The sequence below is a fragment of the Paenibacillus sp. JCM 18996 genome (genome assembly GCF_055392555.1).
The window spans coordinates 3,846,822-3,866,408 of sequence record NZ_AP043884.1; the positions used below are offsets into that span (position 1 = coordinate 3,846,822).

General features: G+C 50.5%; 23 protein-coding genes. 16 read left to right on the forward strand and 7 right to left on the reverse strand.

All coding sequences use genetic code 11. The features are described 5' to 3' along the window. Positions 1 to 106: 106 nt before the first annotated feature. On the forward strand, positions 107 to 820 hold the full coding sequence (locus tag ACZ5N7_RS19045) for a Cthe_2314 family HEPN domain-containing protein (RefSeq protein WP_464656160.1): 714 nt from the start codon (positions 107 to 109) through the stop codon (positions 818 to 820). A gap of 63 nt (positions 821 to 883) precedes the next feature. Continuing rightward, positions 884 to 1,675 (forward strand): SDR family oxidoreductase, encoded by a 792-nt coding sequence (locus ACZ5N7_RS19050; protein WP_464656161.1) that lies wholly within the window; start codon positions 884 to 886, stop codon positions 1,673 to 1,675. A gap of 148 nt (positions 1,676 to 1,823) precedes the next feature. Here the strand turns inward: ACZ5N7_RS19050 and ACZ5N7_RS19055 are convergent, their stop codons facing one another. Then, positions 1,824 to 2,072 (reverse strand): NifU family protein, encoded by a 249-nt coding sequence (locus ACZ5N7_RS19055; RefSeq protein WP_464656162.1) that lies wholly within the window; start codon positions 2,070 to 2,072, stop codon positions 1,824 to 1,826. Positions 2,073 to 2,178: 106 nt separating this feature from the next. On the opposite strand from ACZ5N7_RS19055, the gene ACZ5N7_RS19060 reads away from it, so the two are divergent. After that, entirely contained in the window at positions 2,179 to 2,433 is a 255-nt protein-coding gene (locus tag ACZ5N7_RS19060; protein ID WP_464656163.1) for a YuzB family protein, read from the forward strand. Between the two features lie 7 nt (positions 2,434 to 2,440). Here the strand turns inward: ACZ5N7_RS19060 and ACZ5N7_RS19065 are convergent, their stop codons facing one another. After that, positions 2,441 to 3,505, reverse strand: coding sequence for an NAD(P)/FAD-dependent oxidoreductase (locus ACZ5N7_RS19065; protein WP_464656164.1), 1,065 nt, complete (start codon positions 3,503 to 3,505; stop codon positions 2,441 to 2,443). Between the two features lie 90 nt (positions 3,506 to 3,595). Further along, entirely contained in the window at positions 3,596 to 4,696 is a 1,101-nt protein-coding gene (mqnE, locus tag ACZ5N7_RS19070) for an aminofutalosine synthase MqnE (protein ID WP_464656165.1), read from the reverse strand. Between the two features lie 277 nt (positions 4,697 to 4,973). Between mqnE and ACZ5N7_RS19075 the strand changes: the two genes are divergently transcribed. The 3 genes from ACZ5N7_RS19075 to sda all read left to right on the forward strand — a co-directional run bounded on the left by ACZ5N7_RS19075 (position 4,974) and on the right by sda (position 6,495). Further along, the gene (locus ACZ5N7_RS19075; RefSeq protein WP_464656166.1) at positions 4,974 to 5,150 is read left to right on the forward strand and encodes a Spo0E family sporulation regulatory protein-aspartic acid phosphatase; all 177 of its coding nucleotides are present in this window, start codon (positions 4,974 to 4,976) and stop codon (positions 5,148 to 5,150) included. Between the two features lie 88 nt (positions 5,151 to 5,238). After that, positions 5,239 to 5,613 carry a HesB/IscA family protein gene (locus ACZ5N7_RS19080; RefSeq protein WP_464656167.1) on the forward strand — a complete coding sequence of 125 codons (375 nt, stop codon included), beginning with the start codon at positions 5,239 to 5,241 and terminating at the stop codon, positions 5,611 to 5,613. 732 nt (positions 5,614 to 6,345) lie between these two features. Beyond that, entirely contained in the window at positions 6,346 to 6,495 is a 150-nt protein-coding gene (gene sda / locus ACZ5N7_RS19085; RefSeq protein WP_464656168.1) for a sporulation histidine kinase inhibitor Sda, read from the forward strand. On the opposite strand, the gene ACZ5N7_RS19090 is transcribed toward sda, so the two are convergent. Beyond that, a complete protein-coding gene (locus ACZ5N7_RS19090; RefSeq protein WP_464656169.1) occupies positions 6,488 to 6,748 on the reverse strand; it encodes a hypothetical protein in 261 nt (86 codons plus the stop codon). The two genes, sda and ACZ5N7_RS19090, sit on opposite strands and share 8 nt — an antisense overlap. Before the next feature lie 84 nt (positions 6,749 to 6,832). Next, the gene (locus ACZ5N7_RS19095) at positions 6,833 to 7,834 is read right to left on the reverse strand and encodes an NAD(P)/FAD-dependent oxidoreductase (RefSeq protein ID WP_464656170.1); all 1,002 of its coding nucleotides are present in this window, start codon (positions 7,832 to 7,834) and stop codon (positions 6,833 to 6,835) included. 312 nt (positions 7,835 to 8,146) lie between these two features. Here ACZ5N7_RS19095 and ACZ5N7_RS19100 point away from each other — a divergent pair, with 312 nt between their 5' ends. Next, a complete protein-coding gene (locus tag ACZ5N7_RS19100) occupies positions 8,147 to 9,337 on the forward strand; it encodes an NAD(P)/FAD-dependent oxidoreductase (protein ID WP_464656171.1) in 1,191 nt (396 codons plus the stop codon). A 33-nt stretch (positions 9,338 to 9,370) separates the two neighbouring features. Further along, positions 9,371 to 9,646, forward strand: a complete 276-nt coding sequence (locus ACZ5N7_RS19105) for a hypothetical protein (protein WP_464656172.1) — start codon at positions 9,371 to 9,373, stop codon at positions 9,644 to 9,646. A 118-nt stretch (positions 9,647 to 9,764) separates the two neighbouring features. Here the strand turns inward: ACZ5N7_RS19105 and hemQ are convergent, their stop codons facing one another. Beyond that, a complete protein-coding gene (gene hemQ, locus ACZ5N7_RS19110) occupies positions 9,765 to 10,511 on the reverse strand; it encodes a hydrogen peroxide-dependent heme synthase (RefSeq protein ID WP_464656173.1) in 747 nt (248 codons plus the stop codon). A 174-nt stretch (positions 10,512 to 10,685) separates the two neighbouring features. On the opposite strand from hemQ, the gene ACZ5N7_RS19115 reads away from it, so the two are divergent. The 6 genes from ACZ5N7_RS19115 to dnaI all read left to right on the forward strand — a co-directional run bounded on the left by ACZ5N7_RS19115 (position 10,686) and on the right by dnaI (position 16,158). Further along, positions 10,686 to 10,964 carry a YuiB family protein gene (locus tag ACZ5N7_RS19115; protein ID WP_464659366.1) on the forward strand — a complete coding sequence of 93 codons (279 nt, stop codon included), beginning with the start codon at positions 10,686 to 10,688 and terminating at the stop codon, positions 10,962 to 10,964. A 65-nt stretch (positions 10,965 to 11,029) separates the two neighbouring features. Then, positions 11,030 to 11,983, forward strand: a complete 954-nt coding sequence (gene sppA / locus ACZ5N7_RS19120) for a signal peptide peptidase SppA (RefSeq protein ID WP_464656174.1) — start codon at positions 11,030 to 11,032, stop codon at positions 11,981 to 11,983. A 17-nt stretch (positions 11,984 to 12,000) separates the two neighbouring features. Next, on the forward strand, positions 12,001 to 12,465 hold the full coding sequence (locus ACZ5N7_RS19125) for an RDD family protein (protein ID WP_464656175.1): 465 nt from the start codon (positions 12,001 to 12,003) through the stop codon (positions 12,463 to 12,465). Positions 12,466 to 12,539: 74 nt separating this feature from the next. Next, the gene (locus ACZ5N7_RS19130) at positions 12,540 to 13,412 is read left to right on the forward strand and encodes an alpha/beta fold hydrolase (protein WP_464656176.1); all 873 of its coding nucleotides are present in this window, start codon (positions 12,540 to 12,542) and stop codon (positions 13,410 to 13,412) included. Between the two features lie 170 nt (positions 13,413 to 13,582). After that, positions 13,583 to 15,043 (forward strand): DnaD domain protein, encoded by a 1,461-nt coding sequence (locus ACZ5N7_RS19135; RefSeq protein ID WP_464656177.1) that lies wholly within the window; start codon positions 13,583 to 13,585, stop codon positions 15,041 to 15,043. A gap of 161 nt (positions 15,044 to 15,204) precedes the next feature. After that, complete coding sequence (dnaI, locus tag ACZ5N7_RS19140) at positions 15,205 to 16,158, forward strand: primosomal protein DnaI (RefSeq protein ID WP_464656178.1); 954 nt, start codon at positions 15,205 to 15,207, stop codon at positions 16,156 to 16,158. 359 nt (positions 16,159 to 16,517) lie between these two features. Here dnaI and ACZ5N7_RS19145 read toward each other — a convergent pair whose 3' ends face one another. Further along, on the reverse strand, positions 16,518 to 16,652 hold the full coding sequence (locus ACZ5N7_RS19145) for a YqzM family protein (RefSeq protein ID WP_464656179.1): 135 nt from the start codon (positions 16,650 to 16,652) through the stop codon (positions 16,518 to 16,520). A 215-nt stretch (positions 16,653 to 16,867) separates the two neighbouring features. On the opposite strand from ACZ5N7_RS19145, the gene trxA reads away from it, so the two are divergent. Then, positions 16,868 to 17,182, forward strand: a complete 315-nt coding sequence (gene trxA / locus ACZ5N7_RS19150; RefSeq protein WP_464656180.1) for a thioredoxin — start codon at positions 16,868 to 16,870, stop codon at positions 17,180 to 17,182. 92 nt (positions 17,183 to 17,274) lie between these two features. Next, positions 17,275 to 19,389 (forward strand): excinuclease ABC subunit UvrC, encoded by a 2,115-nt coding sequence (gene uvrC, locus ACZ5N7_RS19155; protein WP_464656181.1) that lies wholly within the window; start codon positions 17,275 to 17,277, stop codon positions 19,387 to 19,389. The last annotated feature ends 198 nt before the right edge of the window (positions 19,390 to 19,587 follow it).

The following is a 19,587-nucleotide window of genomic DNA, read 5'->3' on the forward strand; positions in this document are numbered from 1 at the left end:
GCAGGAGAGGGCTCATTCTTGCCAGCTTGCCCGGGGACGAAGGAGTTCTTCAGGCGGACGGCGGGAAGAGCCTTTTCCCATCCATTTAACGCGGGGGTAGAGCATAATGCTGAGAAGCCTGTTCGGGATGCCAAGGCGGCGCGATGAAGGGGAACTGCTGGAAGCGCTGCAGAGCATTAAACAATGGATGAATTGGATCCACGGCAATATTCGGGACAGCGACCGCAAGCACAAATTCAAAATCCGCTGCAGGATGTTTCTCGCAGCATTGGATGAAGTCGAACAAAGCTTGTTTGCCGCAGAGAAATGTGCAGTGAAGATCAACAAAAAGTTCACCGATGAAATGTCGCAGGAAGAGAGCGACGAATATTACCGGTACGTTTATTTCTATAAAAACGGATTTATCCGTCTGTTCTCCATCCTTGACAAGCTTGGATTTTTTCTGAACGACTTGTTCGGGCTGAAGACGGAATCGGTCAAACGCAAATTTTCGTATTTTACCGTTCTCAGACAGATGAGAGGCCACGCCAAGTATGCGCGATTCGAGCAGCAGCTGTACGACTTGAAAGAGAGTGTAAAAGAGCCGCTTGACAGACTCCGAACACAGAGGAATATGGAAATCCACTCGTTTAACGCGGAATCGATTGATGACATGCTGCTGACCAGCCCTGATCTGTTCATGCATATACAGGTGGAGGATATCCGCCAAAATTTGCTCGATCTCCGCCAAGGGCTGCAACTGGTGTGCCAATCGGTTTCCTTGACTTTTCAATATGTGCTGGAGATGAGCGAACAAGGCGAACTTCCTCTGCCCCGGTAACTTGAGTGCAGCTTCTCCGCTGTAGTATAGTAATTAAAAGAACGGCGCACAGGAGGCCAAGTGATGGGAGAGGGACGAAGGACGGCTTTAATTACCGGCAGCGCCAAAGGATTAGGCAGGATGAGCGCTCTCCATTTGGCCAAACAGGGATATGAGATCGCAGTGAATTATGTGAACAGTGAGCCGGAAGCTTATGAATTATGCGGGATGATCGAACAGCTGGGAGTCCGGGCTGAAGCTTTTCGAGCGGACGTGTCCAAGCCGGAAGACATCCTGCAGCTGGTGCGGCAGGTCGAGGGCCGCTTCGGCGGAATCGACGTGCTTATAAACAATGCCGGCCCTTTTATCAGGGAAAGAAGAGTTTTTGCCGACTACAAGCCGGAAGAGATTGATTACTTGATGCGCGGCAACTTGCTGGGAGTCATCGAGCTGGATTATCTGGTCCTGCCGATGATGAGGCGGAAGCGTTGGGGACGCATTATCCATTTCGGCTTCGGCCATGCGGCTGAGGCGAGAGGGTGGCCCCACCGGGCTGTATACGCGGCAGCGAAGGTCGGACTGGTGTCCTTCACCAAATCGCTGGCCGTAGAAGAAGCGGTCAACGGCATCACGGTCAATATGCTGTGTCCGGGAGACATTCGGGGGGAAAATAAAGAGAAGAGGATCGAGGACGTCGAGCGGGGTTCCGACCAGGAATCTCCGGTTGGGCGTCCAGGCACGGGAGAAGATGTGGCACGGACGATAGCCTTTCTCTGTCAGTCCCAATCCGATTTTCTGACAGGGAATATTATTGACGTTTCCGGCGGTTTGGACCCGATCCGCAATACGATCGAAGGGGCCAGAGAAGAACGTTAAATCGGACAAGCCGCGGCAACTGCCACAGACCGGGTTCTCCTGAGGCGCTTTGCGGCGCTGTACCGTTGGTCAGACCCCCTTCCACTGGAGGATGCCCGAAACAAAAAAAGAGCTCACCCTAAGGTGAGTCTCCGTGTATAGAATGATGTTAGAATACTTGAACGACTTCTTCAATGCCTTCGACTTCTTCGAGCAGGGCTCTTTCGATACCGGCTTTCAAAGTGATAGTGGAGCTTGGGCAGCTGCCGCAGGCGCCCATCAATCTCAATTTAACGATTCCGTCTTCTACGTCGACCAGTTCTACATCGCCGCCGTCGCGTTGAAGGAAAGGACGCAATTTATCAAGTACTTCAAGCACTTCGTCATACATGGTTGTACTTTGTGTATTCTCGGACATGCAAATCAACTCCCTTTAGACTCGAAGTCCATTTTTAACATATGCCTTCGGTATGACCTTATTATAATACAATTACATTAAAAATAAAATGGCTGGTGAACACAACATGAGACCGATCATTGAATTTTGTACGAACAATATGCATCATGGAACGGATGAGATTATGAAAAATCTCGAAAATAACCCCGAATACGATGTGATTGAATACGGCTGCCTGGGCAACTGCGGGGAGTGCTACACAAACCCTTACGCCTTGGTGAACGGCGAGATTGTGTCCGCCGAGACGGCTGACGAGCTGTATGAAAACATCCTTGCCAAAATCAAAGAGGCGGAAGAGATGTTCAACCTGCTTGGGGAATAGAGGCTGATCATCCGAAGTGGTGCTTGGATCTCCACAGCACTCCACTCTTGATAAACCGGGGTACTGTTCCTGTCATCACAGTGCTTTTGCCCAACAAACCGAATCCCGATTTCTTGCCGAGAGACCCGAGCACCCCCTTAAGCTTGATTTGGCCGAGCTTGGGGGTTTCGCCTTTCCACAGGTCGAGGATGACATCGGCGATCTGGTCGCCCTGTGCCATCGCCGCCTGTCCGCTGGGAGAAAAGGGAAGGCTGGCACAGTCTCCGACGACATATACCTCGGGGTGCGTTTCCACTTGATGATACTTGTTAATGATCAGGCGGCCGGCGCCATCCTTGGGCAAGCTCAGGTTCTGGACGACTTCGCCCGGCTGGATGCCTGCTGTCCAAATCGTACAGTCCGTATAGATCGGCTCATCCCCGTTCAGCAAAATTCCGCCCTCAATACGGCAAAGAGACACACGGGAACGCATTTCGATGTCATGCTCTTCGAACCATCCGCGGGCGAATTTCTGCAGCTTTTCCGGGAAAGCGGACAGGATGCTGGGCCCCCTGTCGATAATCCGGATGTTCAGGTCCGGCCTGCTTTCACGCAGCTCCGCCGCCATTTCCACTCCGCTCAGCCCTCCGCCGATAATGCTAATCTGGCCGTAGGGCTTCACGTCATTTACGTTTTGGTAGGTTTTGCGCGTGGCTGACATCGTTTGGATGCTGTTCGTGTACTGCCGGGCCCCGGGAATATTGTGGTACCGGTCCACACAGCCCAATCCGATTACGAGTGAATCGTACGATAAGGGCTCCTGTCCTTCCAGCTGAACCAGCCGTTGTTCCAGATTGATCGAAGTAATCTCGCCATATCTGAGAGCGAGCCGAGGATCGTCAGGATAGGCAACGCGAACCTCGCTTTCGGACACCGTGCCGGACGCGAGAGCGTAATATTCTGTTTTAAGCCCTTGGAAAGGCATTCTGTCGACCATCTCGATGATCGTGTCCTTGGGCAGGTCTTTATCCAGCAGCCGGTTCGCGATCGTCAATCCGCCGTAGCCGCCGCCTAAAATAACAAGCTTTTTCATCGTAAAACCCTTTCTGTGTATAGATTCCCGCTTCTGCGCCGTTCCCGGGCGCCGCGGATCTATGAACAAACGATGCGGATTCCCTGGAGATCAGTAAACTTGGATATCGTTATAGAAAGTGTCCCTTTCCACCGGAATGCGTCCCGCGCCCTTGATGAGCCAAACAAGCTCTTCACGGGTTAATCCTTGCGGGGACAGAGCTCCTGCCGCATGCGATATCCGTTCCTGCACAATGGTACCGTGCACATCGGACGCCCCGAAGGTAAGAGCCACCTGGGTCAATTGAGTGCCCAAATTAATAAAGTAGGCTTTAATATGCGGAATGTTATCGACCATCAATCTGGAAATGGCGATAGTTTTCAAATCGTCGAAGGCCGAGTTTCTTCTTTTGATTCCCGCCGATACGCTGGCAGGCTGCACCGCGTTTGGTATAAACACCATAAAACCGCCGGTTTCATCCTGCAGCTCGCGCAAATGAATCATATGCTGCAAACGCTCTTCCAAAGTCTCGATCGACCCGTACAGCATTGTAGCGTGGGTCTGCATCCCCAAAGCATGGGCGTTGCGCTGAACCTGCAGCCATTGGTCCGTGGTGGCTTTGCCTACCCCCATCTTTTTGCGGTATCTTTCGGATAGAATCTCCGCACCGCCGCCGGTCAAAGTGCTTAAGCCCGCCTTCAGCAGCGTTTGGAGCACTTCTGTGTAGCTTAATCCGCTGATCCGCGAGAAAAACTCGATTTCAGCCGCCGTATGAGCTTTTATCGTCACATCGGGATAGCGTTCTTTCAGCGCTCTGATGGAGTTCACATAGTATTCGAAAGGTACATTAGGATTATGCCCTCCTGTGATATGGAACTCCCTCATGCCGGGATGGTAATGGTTGTCAATAAATTCGAACATTTCTTCCGGTGTGAGGGTGTACGCTCCCTCTTCGCCTTCGTCCCGGCGGAAATGGCAGAAAGCGCAGTGGGCTTCGCACACATTGGTGAAGTACAAGCTCATATTCTCGATAAAGTAAACCTTTTTTCCGTTCATGCGGAGGTTCATTTTGTTCGCCATCTGGCCGATGCTCAGTATATCTTCCGATTCATACAAAAACAGGCCGTCCTGCAATGACAACCTTTCGCCGTTTTCAACCTTTTCCGCTATTTCCGCCATCCGGCGTTGATCATTTTCTATGGTCAAGCTCATAAACTATTACCTCCCATGATTCCTGTTTAAACGTGCGCAGCCCATTATAGTACAATGTTATCTGATGAAACGGGTGCACAAATGTACATGCAGTCCGATAATTCCCCAAAAATCTCCCTATCATTATAAACCCTTAGTCTATTGGCGGCAACAATATGAAATATTTTGACGACATATACATTTTTTTAACATGATTTTTCAAAACACACGGTTTTCAAATTTTGTAAAATCATGTACAATTCTATACTGTTGGTATTTCGATGGAAGGGTGAATAAAATGGGAACGGTTCTAGTGTTTAATCACAATTCCTCAAACCTGACTTCGGAAATAGAGAGCTTAAGGGAGCGGATGAACCGGCTCGGTGAAAAACATGGCCCCCTTCATCCGGACGTGCAGAGCTGCAGCCGGGAATTGGACAAGCTGTTGATTCAATTCTGCAGGCGGAAGATTTAATTTCTTCCGTTCACTTGAGGGATTCTATAAATACAGGTATACTTAATGCAGTACCGATTCCTTAAAGTGTTGACAGGAGGGATTTTCAATGATCAAGATCAGCGAAACCGCTGTAAATAAAATTAAAGAGCTGCTTGCCGCGGAAGAGACTCCGAACATGTTTCTTCGATTGGGCGTAAAGGCCGGAGGCTGCAGCGGATTTTCATACGGAATGGGCTTTGACGACGAACAGGCCGCATCCGATGAAGTGATTGAAATGAACGGTTTGAAGGTAGTTGTGGACGAGGAAAGCCACAAATACCTCAACGGCGTGGAGATCGATTTTGAAGACAGCGGAATGGGCGGAGGCTTCTCCATCCACAATCCTAACGCTGTGGCGACATGCGGCTGTGGAAGCTCTTTTAGAACGGCTGCTGACGCTGGAAAGATAGAGAAATGCGATGACGAACCCGCAACAGTATAACGCTTTTGGGTCGTCGTATAATCATCGATTTTTGAATCAACAACCTTGATGGCGCCTAAGTTGGATTTCTTAATTGAAACCTTTCAGAATTGTGTATGAGCAAAATACACAAAATCTGGGAGGTTTTTATTTTAGCTTATTTCAAACGTGAACACATTTTGTGAATTCCAGCATTATGGTATCCTGTTGCCAGCCAATGGAGCTCAGAGGTGGATGATATTTTTTCCTGTTTGGGGCGCGGACAAAGGGGGTATTAAAAGATGACGCATTGACCGCAAGAAAAAGGGCCCTGTTGGGGCCCCCTGTACGATGAGGGATTTTCTTTCAAACTCTCGCTACAGAAATCTCGGGTGAATCGCTTCTAACACCGGATCGTGTCTTTGGCACACACCTCCGCTTCTATATGAAGTTAGAAAAGACTCTCCTTGAGTTGCTTCGCTGAATGGTTCAACGCTACCATCTCCTTAACTCATCGTACATAAGCAGTATGCTTTATTCTTGTCAAGGGTATACAAAATATTTTTATTTTTTTGCCGATCAGAGGCTGTGTATAACTTTGTCCACATTATCCACCTAGGCGGGAGACATAAAATGACACATATCAACAGGTAGTCCACAAGATATACACAGATTGCTGTGTATAACGGTTACATTGTTCTATTTTTGCATACATGGTAATATAAGGAACGAGATAAAAATATTCCAAAAAAATGGAAAATCAGGTGATCTTAAATGAAAGTGATTTCCAACGAAACCTTGCTGGAATCTTATTTCAAAGCGGTGGATTTAAAATTGGATGCCGATTTTTTAGAGCTATTGTTGGCGGAAATCAAGAGAAGACAGCTGACCTTAGAACTGGCAAGATACGACAAAATCAGCTGAAATTGCCGCTCCATTGACCTACACTCACAGGGAACGTGCTGCCGCATTCCGCACAGTAGCCGCAATGTATACATACATGATTCTGAACGTCCGCATACCCGTTGGACAAGCTGATGTCCTCCGCCTGCCGGTAAGGAGAGTAGGGGCCTAAATAATCGTCCATACGGCCGCAGTCCTCCGCGCTCGTAAGGCATTTCGGACACTGTGCGGACAAGCTTTGCAAACCGTTGCAGATGGGGCAGTAATAAGACAAAGGGCATCCCTCCTGGTTAGACTGGTGTTTGAGGTCTAAACAAGAATAGAATACCCTTTTTTCGTACAAATATCGGTAAGGATGCTACAGCTTCATGTTGCTGCTGTGGCCTGGGGAAAGCTTGGCGGTGGGATCGATATACACTTTCGCGTTGTTGATTGCCGTCGGAGCCTCGCCAAATCCTACCGCGATCAGGTTCAGTTTGCCCGGATAGGTAGTGATATCCCCTGCGGCAAAAATGCCGGGTATGTTCGTCTCCATTCTGGAGTCTACCGTAATCGAGCCGCTGTCAATGTTCAAACCCCACTCAGCGATGGGCCCGAGGGAAGAAACGAACCCGAAGTTCACGATAACCGCATCGACCGCCAGCTCTGACTGTTCCCCGCTTTTTACATCAGCCAGCACTGCTTTTTCTATGCGGTCCGCGCCCTCCAGCTTGACGATTTCTTTGGGCGTGACCACGTTCACTCTGGAGTTCATCAAATTCTCCACGCTGTGCTCATGCGCGCGGAACTTGTCTCTGCGGTGGATAAGCGTAACCTGCGCGGCGATCGGCTCCAGCATCAGCGCCCAGTCTACTGCGGAATCTCCGCCTCCGCTGATCAGGACCTTCAGCCCCGCAAACTGCTGAAGGTCGCTGACGAAGTAGTAAAGATTCTTTTTCTCGTATAAAACGGCTTCCGGCAGTTCCAGCCTTCTGGGCTCGAACGCGCCTACACCTGCAGTGACAATCACGGCCCGGCTGTAATGCACGCCTTTGTCCGTAGTCACCTCAAACAGCCGCTCTTCCACTTTGCGCAGCTTTAGCACTTTTTCCTCAAGGCAGACCTCTGTGTCAAAATGCTTCATCTGCATGGACAGGTTCTCCACCAGCTGCTGTGCGGTAATCTTGGGGAACCCCGCCACATCGTATATGTACTTCTCAGGATACAGCGCGGCGAGCTGTCCTCCCAATTGAGGCATGCTTTCGATAATTTTGACCGAAGCCTGGCGCATCCCGCCGTAAAAACCGGCGAACATTCCTGCAGGCCCGCCGCCTATGATGATGATATCGACTACATTGATTTCTGAGTTCTCATTTGACACTAAAAAGCACCTCCGGGACTTGGATCGAACATCTTATTAATTATAAACGACAGCCGGGAAGGAAAGAAGCGAATTCACCGTATTTCTATTTTTTTGTATAAAAATAACACTTGATATTTAAAAATGGAAATTATATGATGGCATGTGAATGGCCTAACAGGAGATGTCAGCGAATTACTGCGCGATTATTATTATTTTCCTTTCCGAGCAAAATAATAACTTTGAATTGTGCAATCGTTTGTGTAATTTTTCACAATATTTGTTGGACAAAATAGACATATATAAATGAACGAATGGATGGAGTGGAACCGCATGAGCAAAATACCCAGAATCGTTATTTTAGGTGCAGGTTACGGCGGGATTTGCACCGCTTTGCGTTTGCAGAAGGAACTCAACTATAATGAGGCTGATGTCACTCTGGTCAACAAGCATGACTACCATTACATAACCACTCACCTTCATATGCCGGCAGCCGGCACCGACAATGCCGAAAATGCCCGCGTAAGCATTCTTCAACTGATCGATGAGTTCAAAATTGATTTTATAAAATCCACAGTGGTGCAGATCCGTCCCCAGGAGAAAAAGGTCATCCTTGCAGACGGCACGCTCTCCTACGATTACCTGGTGATCGGCTTGGGCGGCGAGCCTGAGACTTTCGGTATTCCGGGACTGAAAGAATATGCGCTGAGCATCCGCAGCATCAACAGTGTCCGCTTCATTAAAGAGCATATCGATTACTGCTTCGCCAGCTTCAAGCAGACTCCCGAACGTACGGATCTGCTCACTTTCGTGGTGGGCGGCGCCGGATTCACCGGCATCGAGTTCCTCGGCGAGCTCGCCGACCGCATTCCGAAGCTGTGCAGGGATTTCGATGTCGATCCAGCGTTTGTCAAAATCATCAACGTCGAAGCCGCTCCGACCGCTCTGCCGGGCTTTGACCCCGAACTTGTAAAATACGCGATGGAAGTGCTGGAGAATAAAGGGGTTACCTTTAAAATTGCGACGGCGATCAAAGAGTGCACCCCGGAGGGCGTACTTCTGGCTGCGGATGAGTTCATTAAAGCCGCAACCGTTGTATGGACAGGCGGCGTCCGGGGCAACCGTCTTCTGGAGGAAGCCGGATTCGAAGCTATGCGCGGACGGGTTAAGGTCGATCCGCAGCTTCGTTCCCCTCAATATGAGAATGTCTATATTATAGGAGACTGCTCGCTGGTGCTTAACGAGGAAGGCAGGCCTTATCCGCCTACAGCCCAAATTTCGATGCAGCAGGCGGACACTGTGGCCGATAACCTGGTCGCTTCCATCCGCGGCAGCCAGCCCAAGGAGTTCCAGTTCCATAATAAGGGCGTTGTAGCTTCTTTGGGCAAAGGCGAAGCTGTAGGTGTCGTGGGAAGCCGTAAACTCAAAGGAAACGCGGCCGCCTGGATGAAGAAGCTGGTGGATATTCGCTACCTATACATTATCGGAGGGATACCGCTCGTGATTCGCAAGGGGCGGTTTTAGACTAACTCGATACTACGGCTGGGGGTAGAAATAATGAGACACTGCAGCGTACAGGTGCGGGGGCTGCTGACAAGGCATGAGCTCGACCGTTACAACGGTTTGATCGATGTGGGAAGCTATTTGGAGTCACAACAGCGCTATGAGCTTGCGGCCGTCGTGCAAAAGGAAATCGACACTCTAATCCTTCCCGCGATCGAACGTTTAAAGGAAAAGAGCCGCTCCCGGGACCGGGAGACCGAGGAATATTTATCGCGCCGGGCACAGGCAGAAGCTGAGATGGCCGTTCTGGCGGAAGAGGACAAGGAATAAAAGGGAGCGGCTTCAACAGCGCTTAAGACCATAGTAAGAAAAACCGTCAGGATCATCTGTACCTGACGGTTTTTCTTAGTAAAACAATCGTTAGCGCTGCCGCTTCTTTATGGCTTACTTATATTTTCAGCATCTGTTTGAATGTGGATTCAGTGAGCAGGTTGCCGACGTAGAACTCGCCGAACTCCCCATAACGCGCGCTGACTTCGTCGAACCGCATCTCGTAGACAAGCTTCTTGAATTGAAGCGCGTCGTCGGAGAACAAAGTCACGCCCCATTCCCAATCGTCAAAGCCTACCGAGCCGGTAATGATCTGCTTCACCTTGCCCGCGTAGGTGCGCCCGATCATGCCGTGGCTTCTCATCATCGCGCGTCTTTCTTCTAAAGAAAGCATATACCAATTGTCATTGCCCTCACGCTTCTTGTTCATCGGATAGAAGCAGATATGCTTGGCTTTTGGGAGCTGAGGCTTCAGACGGGCCAGAATGTCCGGATCCTCCATAGGATTGGTTCCCGGCTTGGCCATGTAGCTGCTGAGCTCTACAACGGATACATAAGAGTACGCCGGTATGGTGAAGCGGGCGAAAGAGGATTTGTTAAAAGAGGTTTCCAGCTCGCTGAGCTCCTGCAAGCTCTCACGAAGGTGCATAAACACGAAATCGGCCTTGTGTCCCACAATACTGTATACGGCGAGGCTGCCGCGCTTTTCCTCTTCCACCATGTTCCACTGCTTAAGAAAAGTGTAAAGCTCATCTTCGGCCTGGCGTCGTTCCTCCTGGGTGGCGCTGTGCCACAGCGGCCAATCGATAGAATGGAAATCGTGGAGGGCGTACCAGCCTTCCAACGTCTGCAGTGCTTCGCTCATTTGAAAATAACACTCCTTTTACTTATTATATGATTGTTTCATTGTATCGAAAACCGTTTCAAAGGGCAAACAGACAATCGTTGACAACCGGGGTTCCGGCGGATTACACTAATTGAAGAACAAGCTTACGGACGAGTGATCTTCAGGCAAAAAGGAGTGCTTTGTTTGATTAATCTGCTTCAGCTCATTATAGTGACGGTTCTGCTGTTCGTGCTTTTTTTTGGAATCGGATTTATCCTCAATATGTTGATGAAGACGACATGGTTTCCCGTATTCGGTTATGTCGGCTTGATCGTCGGCCTTGCCGTATATTACTCGACAGGTTCGCGCGGAATGAATATTACGGATTACGGTGCCGGGGATCTTATTCCTGTCATAGGCGGTCTGGTCGGCGCTTATATCAGCGGGTGGGCGATCAATACGCTGCGGACGAAAGGCTATAAAATGTTCTAAATTAATGCCGGAGGAGTTTCTCTCTGGCTTTCTTTATTTTGCTGGGGAATTTAAAGGAGGTTAGCATGGGCAGAAGAGGGTGGGCTTTGACAGTAATAGGAATGCTCGTTGTTGCTGCGGTTGCACTGACGGCGATACTGCCAAAATCGTCAGGCGGCAATGGGAAGACGAGCTGGGACGAGACGACGGTAAGCGAAGGCCGAGGCAAACAAAAAATCGTGCAACTGTTTGTGGAAGGCACAATCGCGGAGCAGGCCGGATTTTCAAGCAGCTTCAGCTCCAAGAGCTTCATCAAGCAGCTGGACCAGGCGCAGAAGGACCCCGATGTAAAGGCGGTGGTCATTCGGGTGAACAGTCCGGGCGGTGAGGTGGTGGCTTCCGACGAAATACATAATAAAATCGAGGAAGTGAAAAAATCGGGCAAGCTCATCGCTGTAAGTATGGGCTCTGTGGCTGCTTCCGGAGGATATTATATCTCGGCGGGTGCAGACTTTATTTACGCCAATCCGGCGACGCTGACGGGAAGTCTCGGAGTCATTTTCTCCGTTCCCAACTATGAAAAAGCCGCCAGCTTAATCGGCTACAAGGAAAATACCATAAAAAGCGGGGAATTCAAGGATATCGGCTCGCCTCTGCGCGAAATGACCGCCAAGGAAAAAGAAATTTTTCAAGGATTGGTCAATGAGAGCTATCAGCAGTTCGTAACGGTCATAGAAAAAGGGCGCAAGCTTCCCCGCGACAAGGTGCTCGCTATAGCCGACGGAAGAATGTATTCAGGCCAGCAGGCCAAGGAATTGGGCTTGATCGATGGATTCGGGAGCCTGGAGAGCGCAACACAGTACGCGAAGGACAAAACCGGGCAGCCTAATGCCAGGGTGGTGAAATATTCGGACAAATTTTCACTGAGTTCCTTGTTCGGAGGCATGCAGTCGAAGCTGAAATCGCCGCTGTCTCAGCTTGTTGAGGGTTTCATGCCGGAGGTTTCACTCGGACCGCGGCTGCTTTACTTATATCAATAAATAAGGAGGGAATTTACATGGAAAATACGTATTCTGGTGAAAATTCTGTGATCGGCGAAGGATGGGTGTCCGGCGAAACCGTTCCGCGGCGTTACGCCGGATTCTGGATCCGGTTCCTCGCCGTTATTTTGGATGGGATTATCATGAATATCGTGGGTTATGTGCTTAAACTGGCAACCGGCACAACAAGGGGAGACACTCCCTTATGGGTATCGCTTCTCAGCCTGCTTATTTCCTTGGCCTATTATGTGATCTTAACAGCCAAGTACGGACAAACCCTGGGCAAAATGGTCGTCGGTATCCAGGTCATCCGCCAAGACGGAGGTCCCGTCTCGTTTGGCACTGCCCTGCTCAGGGAAGTGGTGGGCAAATTCGTGTCCGGCCTTATCCTGGGAATCGGTTATTTGATGGTCGCTTTCGACCCGGAGAAAAGAGGGCTGCATGACCGTATCGCTTCCACGTATGTGGTTTGGAGAAAATAGGGTGCAACAGGGCGGATGAATCTTCCGCGAGGGGGCAACCTAAATGTAAGAAATCTATAGCTGGAGGTTTTCTTATGCCCTTCCTCAGTGTAAACGGCATCTCTCTGCATTATCACGTATCAGGAAACGGGACGCCTATTCTTTGTATTCATCCTCCATTATTAACAGGTGAAAATTTCAATTACCAGAAAGCTCAGCTGTCCGACCGGTATAAAATCATCACTTTTGACATAAGAGGACACGGAGCCAGCGCGCCTTCCAAACAAACCGTCACTTATCCGCTGATCGTGGAGGATATGAAGTCGCTCCTTGACGCTCTGAATATTGAGAAGGCTTATTTATTAGGTTATTCGACAGGCGGCTCGATCGCTCTTGAGGCGATGCTGACTTATCCGGATCGTTTTGTAGGCAGCATTATCGTCAGCGGGATGTCGGAGTTTAGAGATTTCTATAACAAATTCCGCTTGAAGTTGGCCGCGGTCTTATCAAACCGGTTTACCAAAAGGCTGATTGCCGCAGCGATCACTTGGGGCAACTCGGATATGGCATATACCCGTAAAAATCTGTTTACGAGTGCGATGCACGGTTCCATTCAAAATATCCGGGAATATTACCAATACAGCTTGGCCTATAATTGTACGGACAAATTAAGGAGGATCCATCAGCCGGTTCTGCTGGTTTACGGGGACAAGGATTCGTCTTTCTTCAGTTATGCGCGGACTCTTTATGAAGGGCTGCCTAACAGCAAAGTACAAATTATAAAAAACGTCAAACACCAGATCCCGACAAAAGCCGCCGCTCAGCTGAATGATCTGATCCGCCTTTGGGTAGAGCTGCAGCAGGAGCATATTGAAGGACCGGCTGCAAAGAACGCGGAGTGGGAAGAGAATCTGCATCATTCTCCGCTGATTGACCAGATGGTGGAGCCGGACAAGCTTCGTCTTTGATTTATAATACAGCGCCAACCGGCGGTTTCAGGGCTGTTGACAAAATGGTTTGACTTTGTCACAATCCCTTTACGCGCGGTTTTTTTTGTGCACTTCTATATGCGCATGGTGTCGATATTTATGGTAGACTGGTAGATATAGATTATCGTTTTTGGGATGGAATGAATGGAATGAAAATAACGAATACGCTGCATTTTACGGAGAATCACCGGTTCTGCGTATACAGGGATTTCTCCTTGAGCGCTTTGGATTACCGGATGCTGTCCGGAATCTATCAACCTATGATCGGAGCTTTTGCCGTCAGTATATATACGACCTTGTACGGGCAGCTTCCCGCCGATAAGGCGGGCTACTCCTCTCTGGAGCAGCAGAGGAGGCTGTTTCTTTCTCTCGAGCTGGAGCCCGGTGAAAGGGGCCGCAAGTTTCTGGTCGAACACACGTCCCGGCTGGAGGCGGTGGGGCTGCTTGAAACGTCGCGGAAATTCGCCCTTGCCTCCGAGGATTATATTTACGAGTATGCGTTGTTCCAGCCGCTGCCGCCGAACGAATTTTTCAAGAATCAGCATCTGAGCTTGCTGCTGAGGGATAAAGTCGGCAAGTACATGACGCTGCAGCTGCGTGACGAGATTGTGGCTCCCGAGCCCAAGGAACTGGAGGACTGTTCCTCCGAGAATTTGTCGATGCCTTTCTATGAGATTTTCCGGCTGAACACCCAGGTGATCGATTTTGAGCTGGAGCAGGCGCTGTATGAAACCGCTTCGGGCCGGCACAACGAGTCCAGGGCGAACATTACCGCCAAGGGCTTTCTTTACTCGGACATCATTATTAGGTTCCCCAGGGAATCCGTTAACCGGGAGTACGTCGAAGGCCTGAAGTTTCTTCCGGAAGAGATGGCCAAGATCAATTTTGCCGCAAAAAAATACGATCTTACACTCCATGAGACCTGCCGGCTGCTGGATGAGGACGGGATGTTCGACGGAGAGGGCCTTTTGCAGGAGGACCTTTTTCACCATAGAGCGAATTTGACTTACTACCAGGAAAAAAAGAGGGACGAGGAACGGACCAGGCAGCTTGCCGCCTCTGCGCGCAAACAGTCCGCAAACACAGCGGAAGAGGGCGAGGGAAAGACGGTGGAAATGGCCTACTACCTGGAGGTTCCGCCTTTGCTACAGGGCCAGTGCGACGCGCATCAATACAATATGTTCCTGCGGAATTTATCTTTCAAAGAAATGCTGAAGAAGTTCTTTCCGAACGGGTCGGTTCCCGGCAATCTGGAGAAGCTCTTTGACAAAATTGACCTGAATTACAGGATGAACGAGGAAGTCATCAACGTGCTGATCCATTATATCCATATGCATGGGAAGACGTGGGCGGCGCCTTACATCGAATCGGTGGCAACCGATATGCTGGGCAAGCAGGTCAACACTTACGAGCAGGCGGTCGAATTTGTGCGGGAGAGGACCAGGTATAAGGACAAAGCGGCAAACGGCGGAGCGTCGGCTGGAAAAAGCAGGGGAAGAAAGAAGCCGGCGATTCCTTTTGTCCAGGATACGGCGGTTTCGCAGACGAACAAGCTGACCAGGGAAGAATTGGACCAGATGATCATGGAAGCGAAAGAAAAGTTGAAGTAGAGGTATGAGGAAACGGAAGCAGAGCGGAAATAGCGGTGCAAGGATGCGGGAAAAGTTGCAGTCGAGGTACAAGGCTGCGGGAGAAAAGTTGAAGTAGAGGCGCGGGGAACGGATGGGGCGGCGTCTGCTCCAATCAAGCGAGTAAAAGAAGGTGAACAGCGATGGAATCTCTGGGGGAACTGCTGCGCAATATGCCCAGAAATGAGGTTATGAAGCAGGCCGAGGAACGGGCGAGAGAGCTTTTGGCAGACCCGTTGATCTATAAATTCCGGACGAAGCATCCCGAATTGACCGACCGGCATTTGAAAATAAATATGAACCGGTTATACCAGTACGTGACCGAGCACGCTCACTGTACGCATTGTCCCGGTCTCGAGCGCTGCCCGAACGATTTTCAGGGGCATTATACGATGCTTGAGGTGCAGGAGGCGGGCGGCAATACGTTTATTAACGACTTCAAGGTTTCCTGCAAAAAGTTTCTGGCCAAGCAGTCGCAGGATGCGATCAGGAAACGGATACGCTCCTTCTACGTGGATGACCGCGCGTTGATGGAGGGTTACGATATTGAGGAGATTTACAGCAGCGACCTCGACCGGGGCCGGGCGGTCAACGAACTGGTCAATTATTTGGCGGCGACGAAGAAAGAAGGGCTGCAGAAGTCCGGGCTGTATCTGTCGGGGAACCTGGGGACGGGCAAAACCTTTTTGATGTGCTATATGCTCCATGAGCTTGCCAAATCCGGCTACACCGGCGCTATTGTATACATGCCTGATTTTTCAGAGGACCTGAAAGCGATGTTCGGGGATCCGCTGAAGCTGAAGGAGACGGTCGACCTGCTCAAAGAAACCGACCTTCTCGTGTTTGACGATATCGGAGCGGAGAATTTGAATCCCTGGCTGAGGGACCATGTGATGGCTGTCATCCTCAATTACCGGATGAACCGCAAACCGACCTTTTTTACGTCGAATTACGATTTGGCGGCTCTGGAGCGGCATTTCAGCTTCACGTCCAAGGACGGCGAGGAAGAATTCAAGGGCAGACGGATTATGGACCGCATTCGGCCTTTTGTGGAAGAGATTCGGGTAGAGGGACGCAATCAGCGAGGAGTCGTGTAGGATGGCTGGCGAGTGAGAAGGGGCTGTGTCATGGTCTGAACACTATTGTGCAAGCGCCGCAACGCGCCTGCTCTAATCCCGGAAGGCCGCGAGATTGGTGGTTTCTCGTTGTCACCGTACCGGTAACAAAGAGATTTGCGTGGCGGTTTAGCTCTTTTCACAAAACTATCGGTGTCTATTGGAAGATATTGCAAACGATTTTAGCGGTAGATTTTCTTGTGTGCACAATGTATATTTTCTCCCAACCGTACATTTTACTATAAAAAAATCTGTCCTTCAGCGAATTTCATCGCCTTGGGACAGACTCTTCCACTCAGTAGCTGTCCTCCCAAGGAGAGACGGCCTATGTACGGAAAATGTTACTTATACAGGCTCACAATCGTCGCAATAACCGCAACAACCAGCATGAAGCCAAAGAAAGCTCCAAAGCCTATCGCCGTATCCATGAAATCGTTTCTTGGCTCTTCATTCACGTGCTCTCTGGGATCGCTCATTGCTATTCCTCCATGCGCTTGGACTTAGTTAATTTTAAGTATACCCAACAGTGTGCTTTATTGTAAAGCTGTGGAAAGTGACAAATAAGCAAATTTTACTGGCACACGGCTGCAGGCTTCTTCTTTCTGCGCTTCATCAGGTTTGAACAGTGCCGGGCCGGTGGTATATAATATTGATGACAAATTGGATGCTTTACGGAAGGAGAGATTCTTTTATGGCAATCGTGAACGTATCGGATTCATCCTTTAATACCGAGGTACAGCAAGGTACGGTTCTGGTGGATTTCTGGGCGCCTTGGTGCGGACCTTGCAAAATGATCGCTCCCGTGCTGGAAGAGCTCGACGGGGAATTGGGCGATTCCGTAAAAATCGCGAAGTTGAATGTTGACGACAATCCGGAAGCGGCCAGCAAATACAGCGTGATGAGCATTCCTACGCTGATCGTTTTCAAGGATGGACAGCCGGTGGATAAAGTCGTCGGTTTTCAATCGAAGGAAGCGTTGAAAAGCGTTCTTTCCAGGCATCAATAATTCAAAATCCAGTAGGTGTGAAAAAACTCTTTTTCTGGTATATTGGGAAAGGAGTTTTTTTGCTGTATTTAAAGGTTTTCTGAAGAAAGGGGATGCCAGCCATGACAGGACATTTGGACGGGGACAACACAGGACGCCGGATGGAGCAAATCCGGAACAAGCTGTCGCTGCTTCCCGATTCGCCAGGCTGTTATCTGATGAAGAACAAAGACGGAGTCATCATCTACGCGGGAAAGGCCAAGGTGCTGAAGAACCGGGTCCGCTCCTATTTTACGGGAAGCCATGACGCAAAGACCCAAAGGCTGGTCGGGGAAATTTGCGATTTCGAATATATTATTACCGCCTCTAATATGGAGGCCCTGATTCTCGAGTGCAACCTGATTAAGAAGTATAAGCCGCGTTACAACGTGCTGCTGAAGGATGACAAATCCTTCCCTTATATCAAAATCACGCACGAAGAGCACCCCCGCCTGGAGGTGACGAGGAAAGTGGTGAAGGATAAGGGCAAATACTTCGGGCCTTATCCGAACGCTTTTGCGGCCCAGCAGACGAAGAAGCTTCTGGACCGGCTGTTTCCGCTGCGCAAGTGCAGGACTCTGCCCGACAAAGTCTGTCTGTACTATCATATCGGACAGTGTCTCGGGCCCTGCGTGCAGGAAGTGTCTGCCGAGAGTAACGAGCAGATGGTGCAGGAAATTAACCGTTTCCTGAGCGGCGGCCATGAGCAGATCAAATACGAGCTTATGCGCAAAATGGAGGCCGCTGCGGAAGAGCTGAACTTCGAACGCGCAAAAGAGATGCGCGACCACGTAATCGCCATAGACGCCGTGATGGAGAAGCAGAAGATCAACAGCGCGGACGCGAAGGACCGGGATGTGTTCGGGTATGCGGTCGACCGGGGCTGGATGTGCGTTCAGATTCTATATATGCGCCAAGGCAAGCTGGTGGAGCGGCATGCCTCGTTCTTCCCGTACTACGGTGAGGAATACGAGGATTTTATGTCTTATGTGACGCAGTATTACAGCGATAATCCGGCTCTGCCGAAGGAGATATTCCTTCCGAGTCCGGTCAAAGAGTCGGAAGCCGCCGAGAGTGAGGATGCCGGTGAAAGTGCGGAAGCCGTTGAGAGTGCAGAATCCGCCGAAGATGCGGAGGCCACAGACAGGATATTAGCGGAGCAACCCGACGCATCCGAAACTTCGGAGGAATCCAAGCGGGATGAACGTGAAGCTCTTCAAAGTTGGCTGAAGGTAAAGGTGTTTATTCCCCGGCGGGGCTTGAAGAAGCAGATGGTGAAAATGGCGGATGACAACGCCCGGATGGCGCTGGAGGAACGCTTCCGCTTAATGGAGAAGGACGAGCGGAGGACGGTCAAGGCTGTCGAGGGGCTCGGACAGTGGCTTGGAACTGGCGCGATCCGCCGGATTGAGGCTTTTGACAACTCCAATATCCAGGGGACGAATCCGGTGTCGGCGATGGTGGTGTTTACGGACGGCAAGCCGGATAAAAAGGAATACCGCAAATACAAAATCCGCACCGTGCAGGGTCCCGACGATTACGAGACGATGCGGGAGGTGATACGCCGCCGGTATGAACGGGTGCTGAAGGACAATCTGCCGATGCCGGATCTGGTGGTCGTCGACGGAGGCAAGGGGCAGATTTCCGCTGCCGTCGACGTTCTGGAGAATGAGCTGGGCTTGTTTATCCCGGTGTGCGGACTGGTCAAAGACGCGAAGCATAAAACCGCCGAGCTGATGACGGGGGATCCGGCTGAAGTGGTGCCGCTGCCCAGGGACAGCCAGGAATTTTATTTAATGCAGCGGATCCAGGACGAGGTGCACCGTTTCGCCATCTCTTTCCACCGCGATACGCGCGGCAAGTCGATGATCGCTTCCCGGCTGGACGAAATTCCGGGGGTCGGTGAAAAGCGTCGAAAAGCGATGCTGAAGCATTTTGGCTCGTTGAAACGGATAAAAGAAGCTTCGGTGGAAGATTTTAGGGAAGTGGGCATCGGGGAAAAGCTGGCCGCGCAGATTCTGAGAGCGCTTCGCGTGACAGATTCGCAGGATGCGGCTGGCGGAGAGGAACGGTCGGAGCCTGCCGGGCCGCCGACACAAGTGGAGCCTGCCGGGCATACCGATGCTAAGCCTCCCGGAACTGCCGGATCGGCTGTACACGCCGGGCCTGACGAAGCGGAACGAACTTAGCGAGTCTGCCGGAGCTGCCGAACGCGGCTGAACCTAGCTATTTCACGGTACGGAAACTCCCCGGCTGCTCTGGCCGAAGCAGAGGGAATGCGTACGAAGCATAGGGAATGCGTAACGCGCTGAAGGATACTTCGGTACCCTTCAGATCCTTTTGCTGTACATAGAACACATTGTTTATCCGCGAGCAAAGCGGGTAAA